The sequence below is a fragment of the Burkholderia sp. Se-20378 genome (assembly GCF_017104665.1).
GTDB lineage: Bacteria > Pseudomonadota > Gammaproteobacteria > Burkholderiales > Burkholderiaceae > Burkholderia > Burkholderia lata.
The window spans coordinates 13,459-28,782 of the sequence record NZ_JAAGPG010000054.1 but is presented as its reverse complement, the minus strand read 5'-3'; the positions used below and the strand labels follow the sequence as shown (position 1 = coordinate 28,782).

Here is a 15,324-nt window from a genome sequence, read left to right as displayed (position 1 = left end):
GCCCGCGTAGCGCGCGCGGATCGCGGCGGCGTCAGGCAATGCGGCGCGCGGCGCGAACGGATCGCGCTCGACCAGATACGGATAGTCGGCGCGGCTCGCCCACGGCAGCGAATCGAGCGGCAGCCGATAGCCCATCGGCGAATCGCCGGGCATGAGGTACATCCGCTCGTCGCGGAAGAACCACGGGCCCGTCTGCCAGCGCGGGCCGTCGAGGCCAGGCGTTTCCTCCGTGCGCTTGACCGGCAGCACGTAGCCGACCACGCTGTCGAGCTTCTGCTCGAACACCTTGCGCAGCCGCGCACGTTCGAGCTCGTCGTCGAGACGCGAGTCGAACGGGTCGACGTTGACCGGCAACCGGCGCTCGCGCCACAGGTAGTACCAGACGTCCTCGTAGCCGGGCCGGATGAACTCGTCGGTCAGGTTCAGCCGCGCGGCGAGCGCATCGATGAAGCGCTTCGCATCGTCGGTCGTATGGGCGGATGGCTCGCGCTCGTCGGCGAACAGCGACGGATCGTGCCACACGGGCTGGCCGTCGGCACGCCAGAAAATCGACAGCGCCCAGCGCGGCAATTGCTCGCCGGGATACCACTTGCCCTGCCCGAAATGCAGGAAGCCGCCGTCGCCGTATTCGGCGCGCAGCCGTTGCACGAGTTCGGTCGCATAGCCGCGCTTGGTCGGGCCGAGCGCGTCGGTATTCCACTCGGCGCCGTCGCGATCGTCGATCGACACGAAGGTCGGCTCGCCGCCCTGCGTGAGCCGCACGTCGCCGGCCGCCAGCGCGCCGTCGACCTGCGTGCCGAGCGCCAGCACACCGTCCCATTGCGATTCCGTATACGGCTTCGTCACGCGCGGCGATTCGTACACGCGCGTCACGGTCATCTCGTGCTCGAACGACACCTCGCATTCGTCGATCAGCCCCTCGACCGGCGCGGCGCTGGTCGGCTGCGGCGTGCAGGCGAGCGGAATGTGACCTTCGCCGGCGAGCAGGCCCGAGGTCGGATCGAAGCCGATCCAGCCGGCGCCCGGCAGGTACACCTCGCACCATGCGTGCAGGTCGGTGAAGTCGACCGACGTGCCGCTCGGGCCGTCGAGCGACTTCACGTCGGGCGTGAGCTGGATCAGGTAGCCCGACACGAAACGCGCGGCAATGCCGAGATGGCGGCACAGCTGCACGAGCAACCATGCGCTGTCGCGGCACGAGCCGGAGGCCAGCTCGAGCGTCTGCTCGGGCGTCTGCACGCCCGGCTCCATCCGCACGAGATAGCCGATGTCGCGCTGCAGTTGCTGGTTCAGCGCAACGAGGAAGTTCACGGTGCCGGCCGGCGTGCGGTCGACGCCGTCGACATACGCGCGGAACAGCGGCGCCGCGCTCGTCTGCGGATTGCGCGCGAGATACGGCGCGAGCTCGGTCTTCAGCGCATCGTCATAGCGGAACGGGTATTGATCGGCGCTCGCTTCCAGGAAGAAGTCGAACGGGTTGTATACCGACATCTCGGCGACGAGATCGATCGTGACCTCGAAGTACTCGGTGCGCTCCGGAAACACGAGCCGCGCGAGATAGTTCGAGAACGGGTCCTGCTGCCAGTTGATGAAGTGCTGCGCGGGCTCGACCGTCATCGAATACGCGAGGATCGGCGTCCGGCAGTGCGGCGCGGGCCGCAGCCGCACGACCTGCGGGCCGAGGTTGACGAGCCGGTCGTAGCGATAGCGGGTGGTGTGATGCAGCGCGACGTGGATGGACATGGGAGCTCGGTTCGGGTTGAGCCGACCGGGCGCGCGTCGCGCTCAACGCGACGCGGCGGCCCGGCCCGGCGGATTCGGCGAAAGCGTGCGCGAGGTCAGACGAGCTCGGGCGTCTGCACGACGCTGATCTCGACACCGACGGCCGTCGCGCCGAGCCCCGTCACCGGCTGCGCGTCGCGGTAGTCGAGGCCGACCGCGATGCGCACGTAGCGTTCGTCCGGGCAGCGGTTCATGAACGGATCGAACCCGACCCAGCCGAGCCCTTCGACATAGGCCTCGGCCCACGCATGGCCGGCCGGCTGCTGCATCAGTCCGGCCGCCTGCGGCTGCGCGCCGAGCGCCGGTTGCGGCATTCCCTGCGACTGCGCGGCATGCGACGCGCCGAGCACCTGCTGCATGCCCTCGCCGCTCTGCAACGCGAGCGCCTCTTCCTCCTCCTCGACGTCGCCCGCGCTCTGCTTCGCGTCGGCGATGCGCTGCATCGCGCTGTCTGCCAGCACGTAGCCCGAGATATAGCGCGCGGGAATCTTCAGCACGCGTGCGGCCGCGATGAACGCATGCGCATGGTCGCGGCTCGTGCCCTCGCCGCTTTGCAGCGCGGTTTCCGCGTCGACGGGGGCTTCGGCGGCCAGGTTCGGCGCATACGCGATGCGGTCGTGCACTTCCGTCATCAGCCAGTGCAGCGCATCGAGGCTGTGCGGCTCGATCGGCAGCGCTTGCGCGAGCGCACGCACCGTGTCGCCGGCCTTCGTCAGCGCGGTTTCGCGCTCGAAGATCCACGGCGGCGCATAACCTTCTGGATTCCCGAGAATGCCCGCGCGGTCCTGCGTCTCGACGACGCCGGCCGCGATGACGACGATCTCGGCCTTCGCGCCGCGGTCGTGCCGCACGAGGTCGATCCGGTTGCCGAGCCCGTCGGCATACGACAGCGACGGCTCGACGCCGTCGATCGTGACCTGCCACGCGCGCACCGTCTGCCCGGGGCCCGATTGCGGGCGCAGCCGCAGCCGTTGCAGCGCATGGGTGGCTTGATCGTCGAACTGATAACGCGAGATGTGTCGGATGGCGAGTCGCATGGCAAGTCTCAGTCGAAGTTGTAAGCCTGGGCGATTTCGAGCCCGAGGCTGTTGTTGCGGCCGATGAAGTCGGTCAGGAACTCGTGCAGGCCGCTCTTGAAGATCCGCTCGACCGAGGTATCGGACAGCATCTGCAGGATCTTCGTGGCCGTGTCGTGACACGGGTGTGTCACACCGTAATCCTTCGCGAGCAGGTTCAGGCTCGACACGACGCGCCCGTAGCAATAGCGCAGCGAACGCGGCATGCGGCCGTTCAGGATCAGGTAGTCGGCGATGTTCATCGGCTTGTACTGCACGTCGTACACCCAGCGGTACGAACGGTGCGCGGCGACGCAGCGCAGGATCGTCTCCCACTGGTAGTTGTCGAGGATCGTGCCGACGTGCGACACCGACGGCAGCAGCAGGTGGTATTTGACGTCGATGATCCTCGCCGTGTTGTCCGCGCGCTCGACGAACGCGCCGATCTGCGCGAAATCGAAGATCTCGTTGCGCAGCATCGTGCTGTAGAAGCTGCCGAGGATCAGCGCGGTTTCGCGCTTCACCTGGTCGAGCACGGCCGGCAGTTCGCTCTCCGGCACCGGCTGCGCGAGCCCGCGACGCAGCGCGAGCCACGCGCCGTTCACACTCTCCCACGCCTCGCGCGTGAGCGCGGTGCGCACCATCCGTGCATTCGAGCGCGCGGCCTCGATGCACGACAGCACGCTCGACGGGTTGTCGCGGTCGCGCAGCAGGTAGTCGGTCACGGTATCGGCCGCATACGCGTCGTATTTCTGCCGGTAGCCGTCGTCCGTGCCCGAGCTGACGAGCACCGACGACCATTCGGCCGGCGCGTCGGACGTGCGCGTGAGCGCCATCCGCAGCCCGGCATCGACGATGCGCGCGATGTTCTCCGCGCGCTCGATATAGCGGTACATCCAGTAGAGACCGCTTGCAGTTCGTCCCAGAAGCATCTCGTGTCCACTCCGTCTTCGTTCGGTTCGCGCGCCAGTGCCGGCGCATGCGGTCGCGTCCGGCTCAGTCGGCCAGCACCCAGGTGTCCTTGGTGCCGCCGCCCTGGCTCGAGTTGACGACGAGCGATCCCTCCTTCAGCGCGACGCGCGTGAGCCCGCCCGGCGTGATGCGGATCCGGTCCGACACCAGCACGAACGGCCGCAGGTCGACGTGGCGCGGCGCGAGGCCGGCTTCGGTCAGGATCGGGGTCGTGGACAGCGCGAGCGTCGGCTGCGCGATGTAGTTCGCGGGGCGCGCGCGCAGCTTCGCGGCAAACGCTTCGAGCTCGGCCTTCGACGCGCACGGCCCGACCAGCATCCCGTAGCCGCCCGAGCCGTGCACTTCCTTCACGACCAGTTCGTCGAGATGGTCGAGCACGTACTTCAGGCTGTCGGCCTCGCCGCAGCGCCAGGTCGGCACGTTCTCCAGCAGCGCCTTGCGGCCCGTGTAGAACTCGACGATCTCCGGCATGTACGAGTAGATCGCCTTGTCGTCGGCGATACCGGTGCCGGGCGCGTTCGCGATCGTGATGTTGCCCGCGCGGTACACGTCCATGATCCCCGCGACGCCGAGCACCGAATCGGGGCGGAACGTGAGCGGATCGAGGAACGCGTCGTCGACGCGGCGGTACAGCACGTCGATCGGGCGGAAGCCCTCGGTCGTGCGCATCGCGACGCGGCCGTCGATCACCTGCAGGTCGCTGCCCTCGACGAGATGCACGCCCATCTGGTCGGCGAGGAACGAATGTTCGTAGTACGCGGAATTGTGGATGCCGGGCGTGAGCACGGCGACGGTCGGGTTGTCGGCGTTGCCGCCCGGCGGGCACACGGCCGCGAGCGACTGGCGCAGCATCTGCGGATAGGTCTCGACCGGGCGCACCTTCACCTGCTGGAACAGCTCCGGGAAGAGCTGCATCATCGTCTCGCGGTTTTCCAGCATGTACGACACGCCGGACGGCGTGCGCGCGTTGTCTTCCAGCACGTAGAACTCGTTCTCGCCGGTGCGCACGATGTCCACGCCGATGATGTGCGTGTAAACGTTTCCGGGGGGCCGGAAGTCGATCATCTCCGGGATGAATGCTTCGTTGTGCGCGATCAGGTGCTTCGGCACGATGCCCGCGCGCACAATTTCCTGGCGGTGGTAGATGTCGTCGAGGAAGGCGTTGAGCGCCATCACGCGCTGCTCGATGCCGAGCGACAGCCGGCTCCATTCGGCACCCGAAATGATGCGCGGGACGATGTCGAACGGAATCAGCCGCTCGGCGGCCTCTGCGTCGCCGTAGACGGCGAACGTGATGCCCGTCTTGCGGAACACGCCTTCCGCGTCGTGGGCTTTCTGGGCGAGGCTCGCGGGATTCTGGGTGTCGAGCCACTGCTTCAGGCGCGCGTAGGGCGCCCTTACCATGTCGCCGGATTGCAGCATTTCATCGAATGGCTTCATCGATCTTTTCTCCATCGATCGTTTTCCCCGGCATTGCGCATGCCGGACCGGCGTAACGACTGCTTTGCAAGGAACGTGCCTTGCGCGATCCCCTCGATAATCCCCCCTTTTTACGCCGCGCCAGGCACGCCCGCGCGGCATTGCGCACCACCGCGGTGCAGCGCCCGACGCAACGGGCGACGACGGTGCGTCGCCAGCGCGCACGGTTCATGCTGCGCCGCGTCTTCCGAACATAGTTCCCCCGCGTGTCATGAATGTGCAATCTGCACTGCACAAAAAATGGGCCGCCCGGGCGCCGGACCACCGGAACGAAAGGATGGGAAGGCGGGCCGGCACGCACACGGCGCAACCGGCCCTGGGGGGAAGTACCGTCTGCGGCCGCATCGGCAGTTCGACGCGATGAACTGTCCGGTGAGCCGGGTCCGGCACCTCAACGCTATGCAGCCGTAATCCCGCCGACAACGCTCATGCATATTTCGACTGACACCCATCGAAAAAAAACATCGGGTCGACCGGCGCGAGGCGCGGTACGCTAGAAAGTTGGTGCAGCAAACGGTGCCGCCGCCTTTCAGGCGCCCGACTATAAAAAGCGAAGATCGAAATGGAAGCAAAGTGGCTGGAAGATTTCCTGAGCCTTGCGGATACCAAGAGCTTTTCCCGGGCCGCGCGTAACCGGCACCTCACGCAGTCGGCATTCAGCAGACGAATTGCCGCACTCGAAACCTGGATGGACGCGAAGCTGGTCGACCGGAGCATCAACCCGATCACGCTGACGCCGGCCGGCCAGATGTTCCGCGGGCTCGCCGCGGACATCCTGCGCAGCATGTATGCGGCGCGCAATCTCGTGAACGGCTACGACCAGTTCGCGGCCAGCGATCAGGTCGTGCGTTTCGCGGTTGCCCACACGCTCGTCTTCACGCTGTTTCCCGAATGGCTCAAGCAGCTCAACGGCGAGGTCGGCCACGTGACCGCGCGCGTCAACGCGGTGAACGTGCCGGAAGGCGTGCAGCAGCTCGTCGAAGGGGAATGCGACCTGCTGCTCGGCTATCACCATCCGCAGTTGCCGATCGTGCTCGATCCGAACCACTTCCCGTTCGTCAGCCTCGGCGTCGAACGGATCCTGCCCGTGTCGACACCCGATGCGCGCGGCAAGCCGGTATTCCAGCTGCCGGGCACCCCCGATGCCCCGCTGCCGCTGCTCGCATATTCGTCGGGCGCGTTTCTCGGCAACATCGTCGAGATGCTGCTGCTGAATGCCACCGAGCCGTACGTGCTGCACCGGTGCTTCGAGACGCACATGTCCGAGGCGTTGAAGGGCATGGTCGTGGCCGGGCACGGGATCGGCTGGCTGCCGGAAAGCTGCGTCACGAAGGAGCTCGCGGAAGGCACGCTCGTGTGCGCGGGTTCCGGCGACTGGATCACCGAGCTCGAAATCCGCCTGTACCGGTCGGCCCGCAAGCGCGGGCTCGCGGCAGAGCAACTGTGGACCTACATCATGAACCGGCCGCGCACGGCGGCCGAAGGTGCGGTCGGCTCAGTCGAACCCGCGGCCGCGCCGGCGATGCGCATCGCGCGGCGCAGCGTGGGCGGCAGCCGCTGATCTTCGCGTTTGCATTCGCGTTCGCGTCGTGTCCGTCGACGACGCGAGCGCGAATACGGTTTGCATCCATCCGGTATGCGCATGCATCTGCGTCACTTCCCTGCGCACGCGACCCACTCCCCGGTAGCAAACAACGATCCCGCTATAGCCTGAAAAATGACTACGCCAGACCCGTAATCGTTATCAGATGAATCGCAATCGTTTGCGTTTCCGGGATGATTCTTTTACACGCGACATCGCACGCCGGCATATTCCATCTGATTATCAGAACAGAAATACCCTGTTACAGAACAAATTAAAAGTTTCGATTTACCTGTAACAATCTAAAATATCAAAAACGTCGCACCCTCATTTCATATCGTGCGACCTGTATCCGGATCGATATCAATTTACCCGGAACACAGCCGCAAAAATTCCTTTTATCAGTCGTTATTTTTCGGCACGAAAGTCGATACATCCGACGTGATTCAAGGCGTACCGGATCATCGCTACCGAATAGCAATATCCATATCCGGCAATATCGACTTTCTTCAGCGTTAAGAGATTCACACGAATCCGTCGTTATCCTATTTAAATAGGATCTTTAACTGCCGTCCCATTCCGGCCACACGCGGTTGTTCGTTCAAAATCCATCGTGTATCAATAGCGTGTCGCAAAAAGAACGCTGGCAAATCTGACTCGGAATAAATGCTCGTCATTGATTCCGGACGGGAGGTTGCAATGTCTTCCTCGTTTCGACAGCATGCTCGCCCCTTCCTGAGCGCCGCCATCTCCGCGCTCTGCATGAATGCGATGGCCCAGACGCTCGCGTCCCAGCCGCCCGCCCCTGCCGCCGCGTCCGATCCGGGTGCGGGCCGCTACGTCATTTCGTATATCTGCGGCGATGCGCGGATCGACGGTACCGCACCACTTCCACCCGACGGCCGGCCGTACAACCTGGGCGTGTCGTTTGCTTCGGCCAAGACGGGGCAGCCACTCGCCAACGTCCAGGTGCGCCTGCGGCGACATGGCCGCGTACTCGTCGAATTCAATGCGCCGGGGTCGCGTTGCCTGTTCAGCGTGCCCGACGCGAGCTACCGGGTCGAAGGCACCTATCAGGGAGCGACCCAGTTCGCGATCGTCGAAACGGGTGCGCTGACCACGCAATTGAAATGGTGAGCACCACCTGACCCCGCCCGGAACGCGACTTTCACCGCAACGTATCGAATCGAGGAGCTTTGAATGACTCGTGCAGAACGACAAGACGACTCGCTCGCTCACCCGCCGAAACCCACCTGGGGCCCGGGCAAGAACGCGGCGCTCAGCTTCGTTGCATTCGCGGCCATCTTCGGCATCTTCGCCTACGCCGAACGGGACACGACGGTCGGCCATACGAGCGTGACGCACGACATCTCCGGCGTGATCGGAACCGCCGTCGGGAAAACCCGCAAGGCGATCGTGACCCTTGCCTCGCGTGCAACCGTTACGTCCGCGACCGGCACGTCCGCAACCGGCATGTCCGCAACCTCAGCGGCGCCCGAGCCGGCCCCGACACGCGTGCAGGCCACACCACCCGCGCCGCCGCTGCAGGTAGCGTCGACTTCGGCTCCGCTCGAAGTATCCACCGTGCCGCCTGTCACGCTCGCGGTCGAACCGGAAGCCGCGCCGCGGCCCGCACCCCGCGCCGTCGCGAAACACCGGCAGTCGCAGCATGCACCGCCCGTGACGCTCGCGGCCGGTACGCATGCGACATCGGCCTACGGTCGCACCGCCACGCGGCACGGTGCCGCGCATCGTGCGCAGCGTGCCGACATGCTGGCCGGCACGAGCCGACGCATGGACTTCGCGCCCAAGCCCCGATCGTATGGCGCCGACACCGTGCACATGCAGACGGCCAGCATCACGCACGCGGAGCTGGAAAGCGCGCGGGCGCTGGCGAAGGCGCGCTCGTGCGCGGTGATCGACGAATGGAACTGTGTGGAACACAACGCGAGCCGTGCGCTTGCGATCGACCCGACGAACCGCGAATCGCGTGCATTGCTCGGTCAGGCGATCCGCAACCGGCTGTAAGCCGGGTCCGCATCGCCGGGCACTCGCAGCCCGGGCGTGCGAAGCCTGACGACGTGCGTCGTCAGGCGAGCAACCGATGTGATCGTTTCGAAAGGAGGACACCTCGTGGACAACAATCGTCGACAACAATGCACCACCGTCGCTCCGTCCAACCGGCGGATCCTCCTGCATGCGCCGCTGGTGTTGCTGCTCGTCGCGTCCGGCCCCTGCTTCTCCGCCGACGGCGAGACGGAAGCGGGCCGCGTCAATGAAATCGCCGGGACCAACGGCGCGCCGAATGCGGCACCGCGCGACCTGCAGCCAACGGTCGTGTCGATCCAGATCGCCCAAGCCGACAGCGTCCCGCCCCCTCATGCACCGACGCCGATCGCGCAGGCGTCCGATGCGTCGATGCAGATCGCGCAGGCGTCGAACCCGCAGCCGCCCATGCCGACCACGGTCGTGGTGGAACCGGAGGCGCCGCAATCGAGCGCCCCGGCGCCGGCCGTGCAAGCGTCGAATACGCCGGCACCGGTTGCGCCGACGCCGGACGCGCCGATGCTGCTTGCGCAGGCCGAGAACGCCCGACCGCCCGAGGCATCGACGCTTCCCGCCTCGACGATGTCCGACACTTCCGCATCCGCTTCGCCCGCGGCGATCGCACCGGCTTCCGACACCCCGCCGAAGGTCGCCGAAGCCGCGCCCACCGCGCCGTCGATAGCGCCGACGCAGACCGCGCAGGCATCCGGCACGCCGATGCCGAACTCGCCTGCACCCGTTCCCCAGATGCCCGGCTCGCCACCGCCGTCGCCACCGACGCCGAACTCGCAGACGCCCGGCGCCCAGCTACCCGGCGAACCGACCCAACGATCGCAAGGCCCCGACGTCGAGACGCCGAATCCCCAGGCGCCGAATCTCCGTACCGCCGACGTCGAGACCGTGCGCAACGACGTGTTCGGCCTCGCGGCAAGCGGCGGCGCGATCAAGGCGCTCGACGAAGCGAAGGCGCGGCCCGATGCGTTCTCGGCCGTCGACATCGCGCAACTCGAAGAACTGGCGATTCGCCAGCAGGTGCGCGGCGGACGCGACAAGTCGCGCTCGATGACGAGTTCCGACCGCTTCGACGGGATCGACAACGCGCTGCGCGCGGCCGACGATCTCGACAAGCGGATGCCGAACACGCCCGAGTACACGCCGGTCCGGACGGCGCTCGCGGGCGACCGCACGGTCGCCTATGCGGCTCGCGGCGACATGAAGACGGCCGTCACGACGTTCGAGACCATTCCGTCCAACGCGGAGATCTCGATCGATGCGCTGTCGGCCGTCGGCGACGCCTACCTGTACCTGAGCGAGCCGGGCAAGGCGAACGCCGTGTACCAGCGCGCGCTGAAGCAGGCGACCGCGTCGCCGACGGATCGCGCGACCCGCGGTTTCCAGTACGGCGCACGCACGCGCCCGATCGAACTGCGCGAAGGGCTCTTCTGGTCGTACATCGACCAGGGACGCGCGGCGGACGCGAAGCAGGCGCTCGATGACATGGGCAATGCGCTGCCGCCGGCCAAAGAGGTGCAAACCGTCGGCCCGGAGGAAAGCGACTATCTGCGCTACTACCGACTGCGCGCGCAATACCTGATCTTCACCGGTCACACCGATCAAGGGATCGCCGCGCTCGAAGAACTCGAGAAGCAGGTGCCGTTCAACGCGGAAATCCGTGCCGCGCACGCCGACGCGGTGTCCGGACAGTCGCATCCGCGCCAGGCGATCGCGATGTATCGCGCGTCGCTGACCGACCACCCGGACAGCGTCGAGATGCTCGCGGGCCTCGGCCGCGCGGCGCTCACGGCGGACGACTACGCGACCGCGAAGAACGTCGACCAGACGCTGGACAACACGTTCCCGGACAGCGGCGCCGTGCGCGGCTTCAAGCGTGACTACAACGCGTACCGCAGCCCCGTGTTCACGACCGACCTGAGCTACGAGCACGGCAACAGCGCACTGGCCGACAACAGCTTCACGTCGGACAGCTATGTGTATTCGCAACCGTTCGGCGACAACTGGCGCGTCTTCTCGCATACGTTCTTCGGCTATGCGCAGACCGACTCCGGCAACGTCAGCCGCACGCGCACCGGCGTCGGCGGCGACTACCGGCACGGGCCGCTCACGGTCCAGGGCGAAGTCACGCGCTCGTTCGGCACGGACGGCCGAACCGGCGGCCGCGGGTCGATCGCTTACGCGCTGAACGACTACTGGACGGTCAGCGGCGGGCTCGACACCAACGACAACTCGCTGCCGTGGAAGGCGTATGCCGCGCACATCTGGGGCCGCTCCGCGAACGTCTCGGTGGTGTATCGCCAGAACGACCGTCGCGAGGTCAAGCTGAGCTACGGCGTGAGCCGCTACAGCGATTCGAACCTGCACCAGGAGATCTCGGCCACCGCCACGCAACGCGTGTACACGAGCGCCAACCAGCAGGTCAACGTCTCGCTGGATCTCGGCACCGACAGCAACACGCGCCAGGACGCGCCCTACTTCAACCCGAGCCGCGACTATGCAGCCGCGGCCACCGTCATGCACCAGTTGACCCTGTGGAAGAAGGGCGACATGGGGCTGCAGCAGCGCGTCTCGGTGTCCGGCGGCGTGTACAACGAGCGCGGCTTCGGCACCAGCCCCCTGTGGAGCGCGCGCCTCGAGCACGCGTGGACGTTCAAGCACGACATCACGCTGAGCTATGGCGTCGAGGTCAGCAGCCACGCATACGACGGCGAGCGCGAACGCTCCGAAACCGGCTTCATGTCGGTCAACCTGCCGTTCTAGCAAGGAGATCGAGCAATGCAATCCAGACGGACCTTCATGTGCGGATGCCTCGGTACATTTGCCGCCTGTTCGCTGTTTCCTGGCGTGACCAACGCCAAGATGATCGACCTGCTGCCGCCTTCCGACCCGGCCGACGGCAAGACGTTTCGCGTGATCTGCATGCATGACGTGCGCGACAACCTGATGGCGTCGTTTTCCTCGAAGTCGGCGATGATCGACCCGTTCGCGGTCGATACCGGCACGCTGACCGCAATCTTCTCGTGGCTGCAGACCAACAACTACCACACCATCACGGTCAAGCAGATCGAGGAGTCGCGGCACGGCGGCAAGCCGCTGCCGCCGCGCGCGGTGCTCATCACGTTCGACGACGGCTTTCGCAGCCACTACACGAAGGTGCTGCCGCTGCTCGAGCGGTTCAAGTATCCGGCCGTGATGGGCATCGTCACCGCGTGGATCGATACACCGCTGGATACGCCGATCCGCCTCAGCGACAAGGTCCAGGTGCCGCGCGATTACTTCATGTCGTGGGACGAGGTGAAGAAGCTCGGCCAGTCGCAGTTCGTCGAGCTCGGCTGCCACACGCACAACCTCCATCACGGCGCGGTCGCGAACCCGCAAGGCAACGAGTTGCCGGCGACCACGTCGCACCTCTACCTGCAAGACGAGAAGCGCTATGAAACCGACGCCGAATTCGAAGCGCGCGTGCACGACGACCTGCAGACATGCGTGCGCCAGATCCACGAACATACCGGCATCGTCGCACGCTCGATGGTGTGGCCATACGGCGCGGAAAACCAGCCCGTGCGCCAGATATCGACGTCACTCGGCATGGACATCCAGTTCAGCCTCGATTCCGGCCCGAATACGCCGGACGTGCCGCTGGACCGGCTGCGGCGGATCCTGATGATGTACGACGTCGACATCGGCGGGTTCGAGCGCTCGATGCGCGAGCCGGCATCGAACCGCGGCGACGTCGACGTGCCCGAGCGCACCGTGCAGGTCGACCTGGACCAGGTCTACGATCCGGACCCCGCGCGGCAGGAAGCGAATCTCGGCAAGCTGATCGAACGCATCTACCGGATGCAGCCCAAATCGGTGTACCTGCAGGCATATGCGGACCCGAAAGGCACGGGCGTGGCCGAATCCGTGTACTTCCCGAACCGGCACCTGCCGATGCGCGCCGACCTGTTCTCGCGCGCCGCGTGGCAGCTCAACACGCGCTCCAACGTGCAGGTGTACGCATGGATGCCGGTGCTCGCGTTCCGGCCGCCGGCCGACAAGCTGCGCGGGCTCGAGGCCGTGAGTGCCTACGGCGGCGCGCCGGCCCGCGAGAACGGCACGCGCACGTTCCGGCTGAGCCCGTTCGATCCGGATGCGCGGCTGATGATCCAGCAGATCTACGAGGATCTCAGCAAGCACGCGTCGTTCAGCGGCATCCTGTTCAGCGACGATGCGGTGCTCGACGACTACGAGGATGCGGGCCGGCACGCGCTGCGCATCTATTCGCAGTGGGGGCTGCCGGCCGACGTCGGCAAGATCCGCGAGAACCCCGACCTGCTGAAACGCTGGACCCGGCAGAAGTCGCGCTACCTGATCGACCTGACCCGCCAGCTCGAACAGGTCGTGCTGGCCCACCAGAACGTGGGCGACGTGCTGACCGCACGCAACATCTTCGCGATGCCGGTGCTCAAGCCCGAATCGGAAGCGTGGTACGCGCAGAACTACGACGATTTCCTCGCCACCTACGACTACGTCGCGCTGATGGCGATGCCGTACATGGAACAGGCGAAGGATCCCGAAGACTGGATGGACCAGCTCGTGCGGGCCGTCCGTGCGAAGAAGCTCGGGCTGAAGCGCACCGTGTTCGAACTGCAGTCGTACGACTGGCACGCGCACAAGGACGTGGCAGCCGGCACGCTGCTCGCGCAGATGCGGCGGCTGCGCAGCGAGGGCGCGGTGAATTTCGGCTACTACCCGGACAACTTCCTGAACGGTCAGCCGGATCTCGACGCGATGCGCGACGTGATGTCGCTGAAGTCGCGCCTCGACCCGACCTCGATCAACGCACTGATGCAGATGCAGAAAACCCAGGGGACGAAGACGCCATGACAACCCACAGCATCATCCAGCGCCTGCAGGATTTCGTCTTCTACTATCCGTTCTTCATGTCTTACCTGTGGATGATCGGCGGCGTCGTGCACTACTTCCTGCTCGAGGAAGGCCGTGAGCTGTCGACGCGGACGATCGCGTCGAGCGGCATTCCGAAGATCTCGATCGTCGTGCCCTGCTTCAACGAAGCCGCGAACGCGCGCAGCGTGATCAGCCACCTGGACCGGATGCAGTATCCGAACTACGACATCATCGCGGTCAACGACGGCAGCCAGGATCGCACCGGCGAGATCCTCAACGCGCTGGCCGTCGAGATCCCGCGGCTGCTCGTGATCCATCACGCGCGCAACGAAGGCAAGGCGGTCGGGCTCACGACCGCGGCGGCCGTGTCGAATGCGGAATACCTGCTGTGCATCGACGGCGATGCGCTGCTCGCGCATGACGCGATCGGCTGGATGCTCGAACATTTCCTGACCGACCCGGGCGTCGGCGCGGTGACCGGCAACCCGCGCATCCGCACGCGCACGTCGCTGCTCGGCCGCATGCAGGTCGGCGAATTCTCGTCGATCGTCGGGCTGATCAAGCGCACGCAGCAGGTGTACGGCCGCATCTTCACGGTATCCGGCGTGATCACGATGTTCCGCAAGACCGCGCTCGCCGACGTCGGCTACTGGAGCTCGGACATGCTGACCGAGGACATCGACATCAGCTGGAAGCTGCAGTGTCGCGACTGGCGCGTCGTGTACGAGCCGCACGCGCTGAGCTGGATCCTGATGCCCGAGACGCTGAAAGGCCTGTACCGGCAGCGGTTGCGCTGGTCGAAGGGCGGCATCCAGGTGCTGATGAAGTACGCAGGCACGCTCGCGCGACCGACGCAGATGATGATGTGGCCGCTGTTCGCCGAGTACCTGATCGGCATCGCGTGGGCCTACTCGATGTCGTTCATCCTGCTGCTCGCGCTCATCAATGTGGTGTACCCGCTGCCGCAAAGCTGGCACGTATCGGTCGTGCCGCACTGGCACGGCATGCTGCTGGTCGCCACCTGCATCCTGCAACTGATCATCGGCAGCATGATCGATCGTCGTTACGACGAAAAACTCCTGATGTATTTCCTGGACACCGTCTGGTATCCCGTCGCCTTCTGGCTGATCAGCATGATCACCACCGTCGTCGCCCTGCCTGCCATCGTGCTGCGGGGCCGCGGCAAGCGGGCCGTATGGGTCAGCCCCGACCGAGGCATTCAACATGAAGAACGCGCCGATTATTGACCTTTCCCTGCGCGCACCGCGCGACATGATCGCCGAGCGCGGTCGCCTCGTCGGGTCTGCCATGATCATCTGGTTCCGGCTCTTGCGGCCGGCACTCGTGGGCGCCGTGTGGGCATCGATCTGCATCTACACGTACCGCTACCTGCTGCCGTTCAACCCGGCCGAGATGCCGATCGAACAGATGGTGTTCTATGCGACCTCCATCGCGATCATCGCCGGCACCATCGTCACGTGGCTGATCGCGACCACGCACAAC

10 protein-coding genes and 1 pseudogene are annotated in these 15,324 nt (G+C 65.8%); 7 read left to right on the top strand and 4 right to left on the bottom strand.

Translation table 11 applies throughout. The annotated features are described in order from the left end of the window. The 4 genes from G3N93_RS09495 to G3N93_RS09480 all read right to left on the bottom strand — a co-directional run. On the bottom strand, positions 1–1,743 hold a 1,743-nt coding region (locus G3N93_RS09495), incomplete at its 3' end, for a transglutaminase family protein (RefSeq protein WP_206132871.1). Positions 1,744–1,838: 95 nt separating this feature from the next. Beyond that, complete coding sequence (locus G3N93_RS09490) at positions 1,839–2,819, bottom strand: transglutaminase family protein (protein WP_174941818.1); 981 nt, start codon at positions 2,817–2,819, stop codon at positions 1,839–1,841. 8 nt (positions 2,820–2,827) lie between these two features. Then, positions 2,828–3,769: an alpha-E domain-containing protein gene (locus G3N93_RS09485; RefSeq protein WP_124577526.1), complete on the bottom strand. Its 942-nt coding sequence runs from the start codon at positions 3,767–3,769 to the stop codon at positions 2,828–2,830. A 64-nt stretch (positions 3,770–3,833) separates the two neighbouring features. Then, positions 3,834–5,249 (bottom strand): circularly permuted type 2 ATP-grasp protein, encoded by a 1,416-nt coding sequence (locus G3N93_RS09480; protein ID WP_043183281.1) that lies wholly within the window; start codon positions 5,247–5,249, stop codon positions 3,834–3,836. A 601-nt stretch (positions 5,250–5,850) separates the two neighbouring features. Here G3N93_RS09480 and G3N93_RS09475 point away from each other — a divergent pair. From G3N93_RS09475 to G3N93_RS09445, 7 genes and pseudogenes are all read left to right on the top strand, one after another. Beyond that, complete coding sequence (locus tag G3N93_RS09475; protein ID WP_206132870.1) at positions 5,851–6,849, top strand: LysR substrate-binding domain-containing protein; 999 nt, start codon at positions 5,851–5,853, stop codon at positions 6,847–6,849. 720 nt (positions 6,850–7,569) lie between these two features. Continuing rightward, positions 7,570–8,007 carry a hypothetical protein gene (locus G3N93_RS09470; RefSeq protein ID WP_174936198.1) on the top strand — a complete coding sequence of 146 codons (438 nt, stop codon included), beginning with the start codon at positions 7,570–7,572 and terminating at the stop codon, positions 8,005–8,007. 63 nt (positions 8,008–8,070) lie between these two features. Then, positions 8,071–8,898 (top strand): hypothetical protein, encoded by an 828-nt coding sequence (locus tag G3N93_RS09465; protein WP_206132869.1) that lies wholly within the window; start codon positions 8,071–8,073, stop codon positions 8,896–8,898. Positions 8,899–9,003: 105 nt separating this feature from the next. Then, positions 9,004–11,691 (top strand): poly-beta-1,6 N-acetyl-D-glucosamine export porin PgaA, encoded by a 2,688-nt coding sequence (gene pgaA, locus G3N93_RS09460; protein ID WP_206132868.1) that lies wholly within the window; start codon positions 9,004–9,006, stop codon positions 11,689–11,691. Between the two features lie 15 nt (positions 11,692–11,706). Beyond that, positions 11,707–13,800, top strand: coding sequence for a poly-beta-1,6-N-acetyl-D-glucosamine N-deacetylase PgaB (pgaB, locus tag G3N93_RS09455; protein WP_206132867.1), 2,094 nt, complete (start codon positions 11,707–11,709; stop codon positions 13,798–13,800). Next, positions 13,797–15,068, top strand: coding sequence for a poly-beta-1,6-N-acetyl-D-glucosamine synthase (gene pgaC, locus G3N93_RS09450; RefSeq protein ID WP_174935837.1), 1,272 nt, complete (start codon positions 13,797–13,799; stop codon positions 15,066–15,068). Before pgaB ends, pgaC begins: the two co-directional genes overlap by 4 nt. Continuing rightward, positions 15,046–15,312, top strand: a pseudogene (locus tag G3N93_RS09445) (Biofilm PGA synthesis auxiliary protein PgaD); the annotation flags it as partial. The gene pgaC and the pseudogene G3N93_RS09445, both read left to right, overlap by 23 nt. Between the last annotated feature and the right edge of the window lie 12 nt (positions 15,313–15,324).

Coding starts and splice junctions, on each gene's coding strand:
- G3N93_RS09475 (WP_206132870.1), top strand. CDS start 5,851: ATGGAAGCAAAGTGGCTGGAAGATTTCCTGAGCCTTGCGGATACCAAG.
- G3N93_RS09490 (WP_174941818.1), bottom strand. CDS start 2,819: ATGCGACTCGCCATCCGACACATCTCGCGTTATCAGTTCGACGATCAA.
- pgaC (WP_174935837.1), top strand. CDS start 13,797: ATGACAACCCACAGCATCATCCAGCGCCTGCAGGATTTCGTCTTCTAC.
- G3N93_RS09470 (WP_174936198.1), top strand. CDS start 7,570: ATGTCTTCCTCGTTTCGACAGCATGCTCGCCCCTTCCTGAGCGCCGCC.
- G3N93_RS09465 (WP_206132869.1), top strand. CDS start 8,071: ATGACTCGTGCAGAACGACAAGACGACTCGCTCGCTCACCCGCCGAAA.
- pgaB (WP_206132867.1), top strand. CDS start 11,707: ATGCAATCCAGACGGACCTTCATGTGCGGATGCCTCGGTACATTTGCC.
- G3N93_RS09485 (WP_124577526.1), bottom strand. CDS start 3,769: ATGCTTCTGGGACGAACTGCAAGCGGTCTCTACTGGATGTACCGCTAT.
- G3N93_RS09480 (WP_043183281.1), bottom strand. CDS start 5,249: ATGAAGCCATTCGATGAAATGCTGCAATCCGGCGACATGGTAAGGGCG.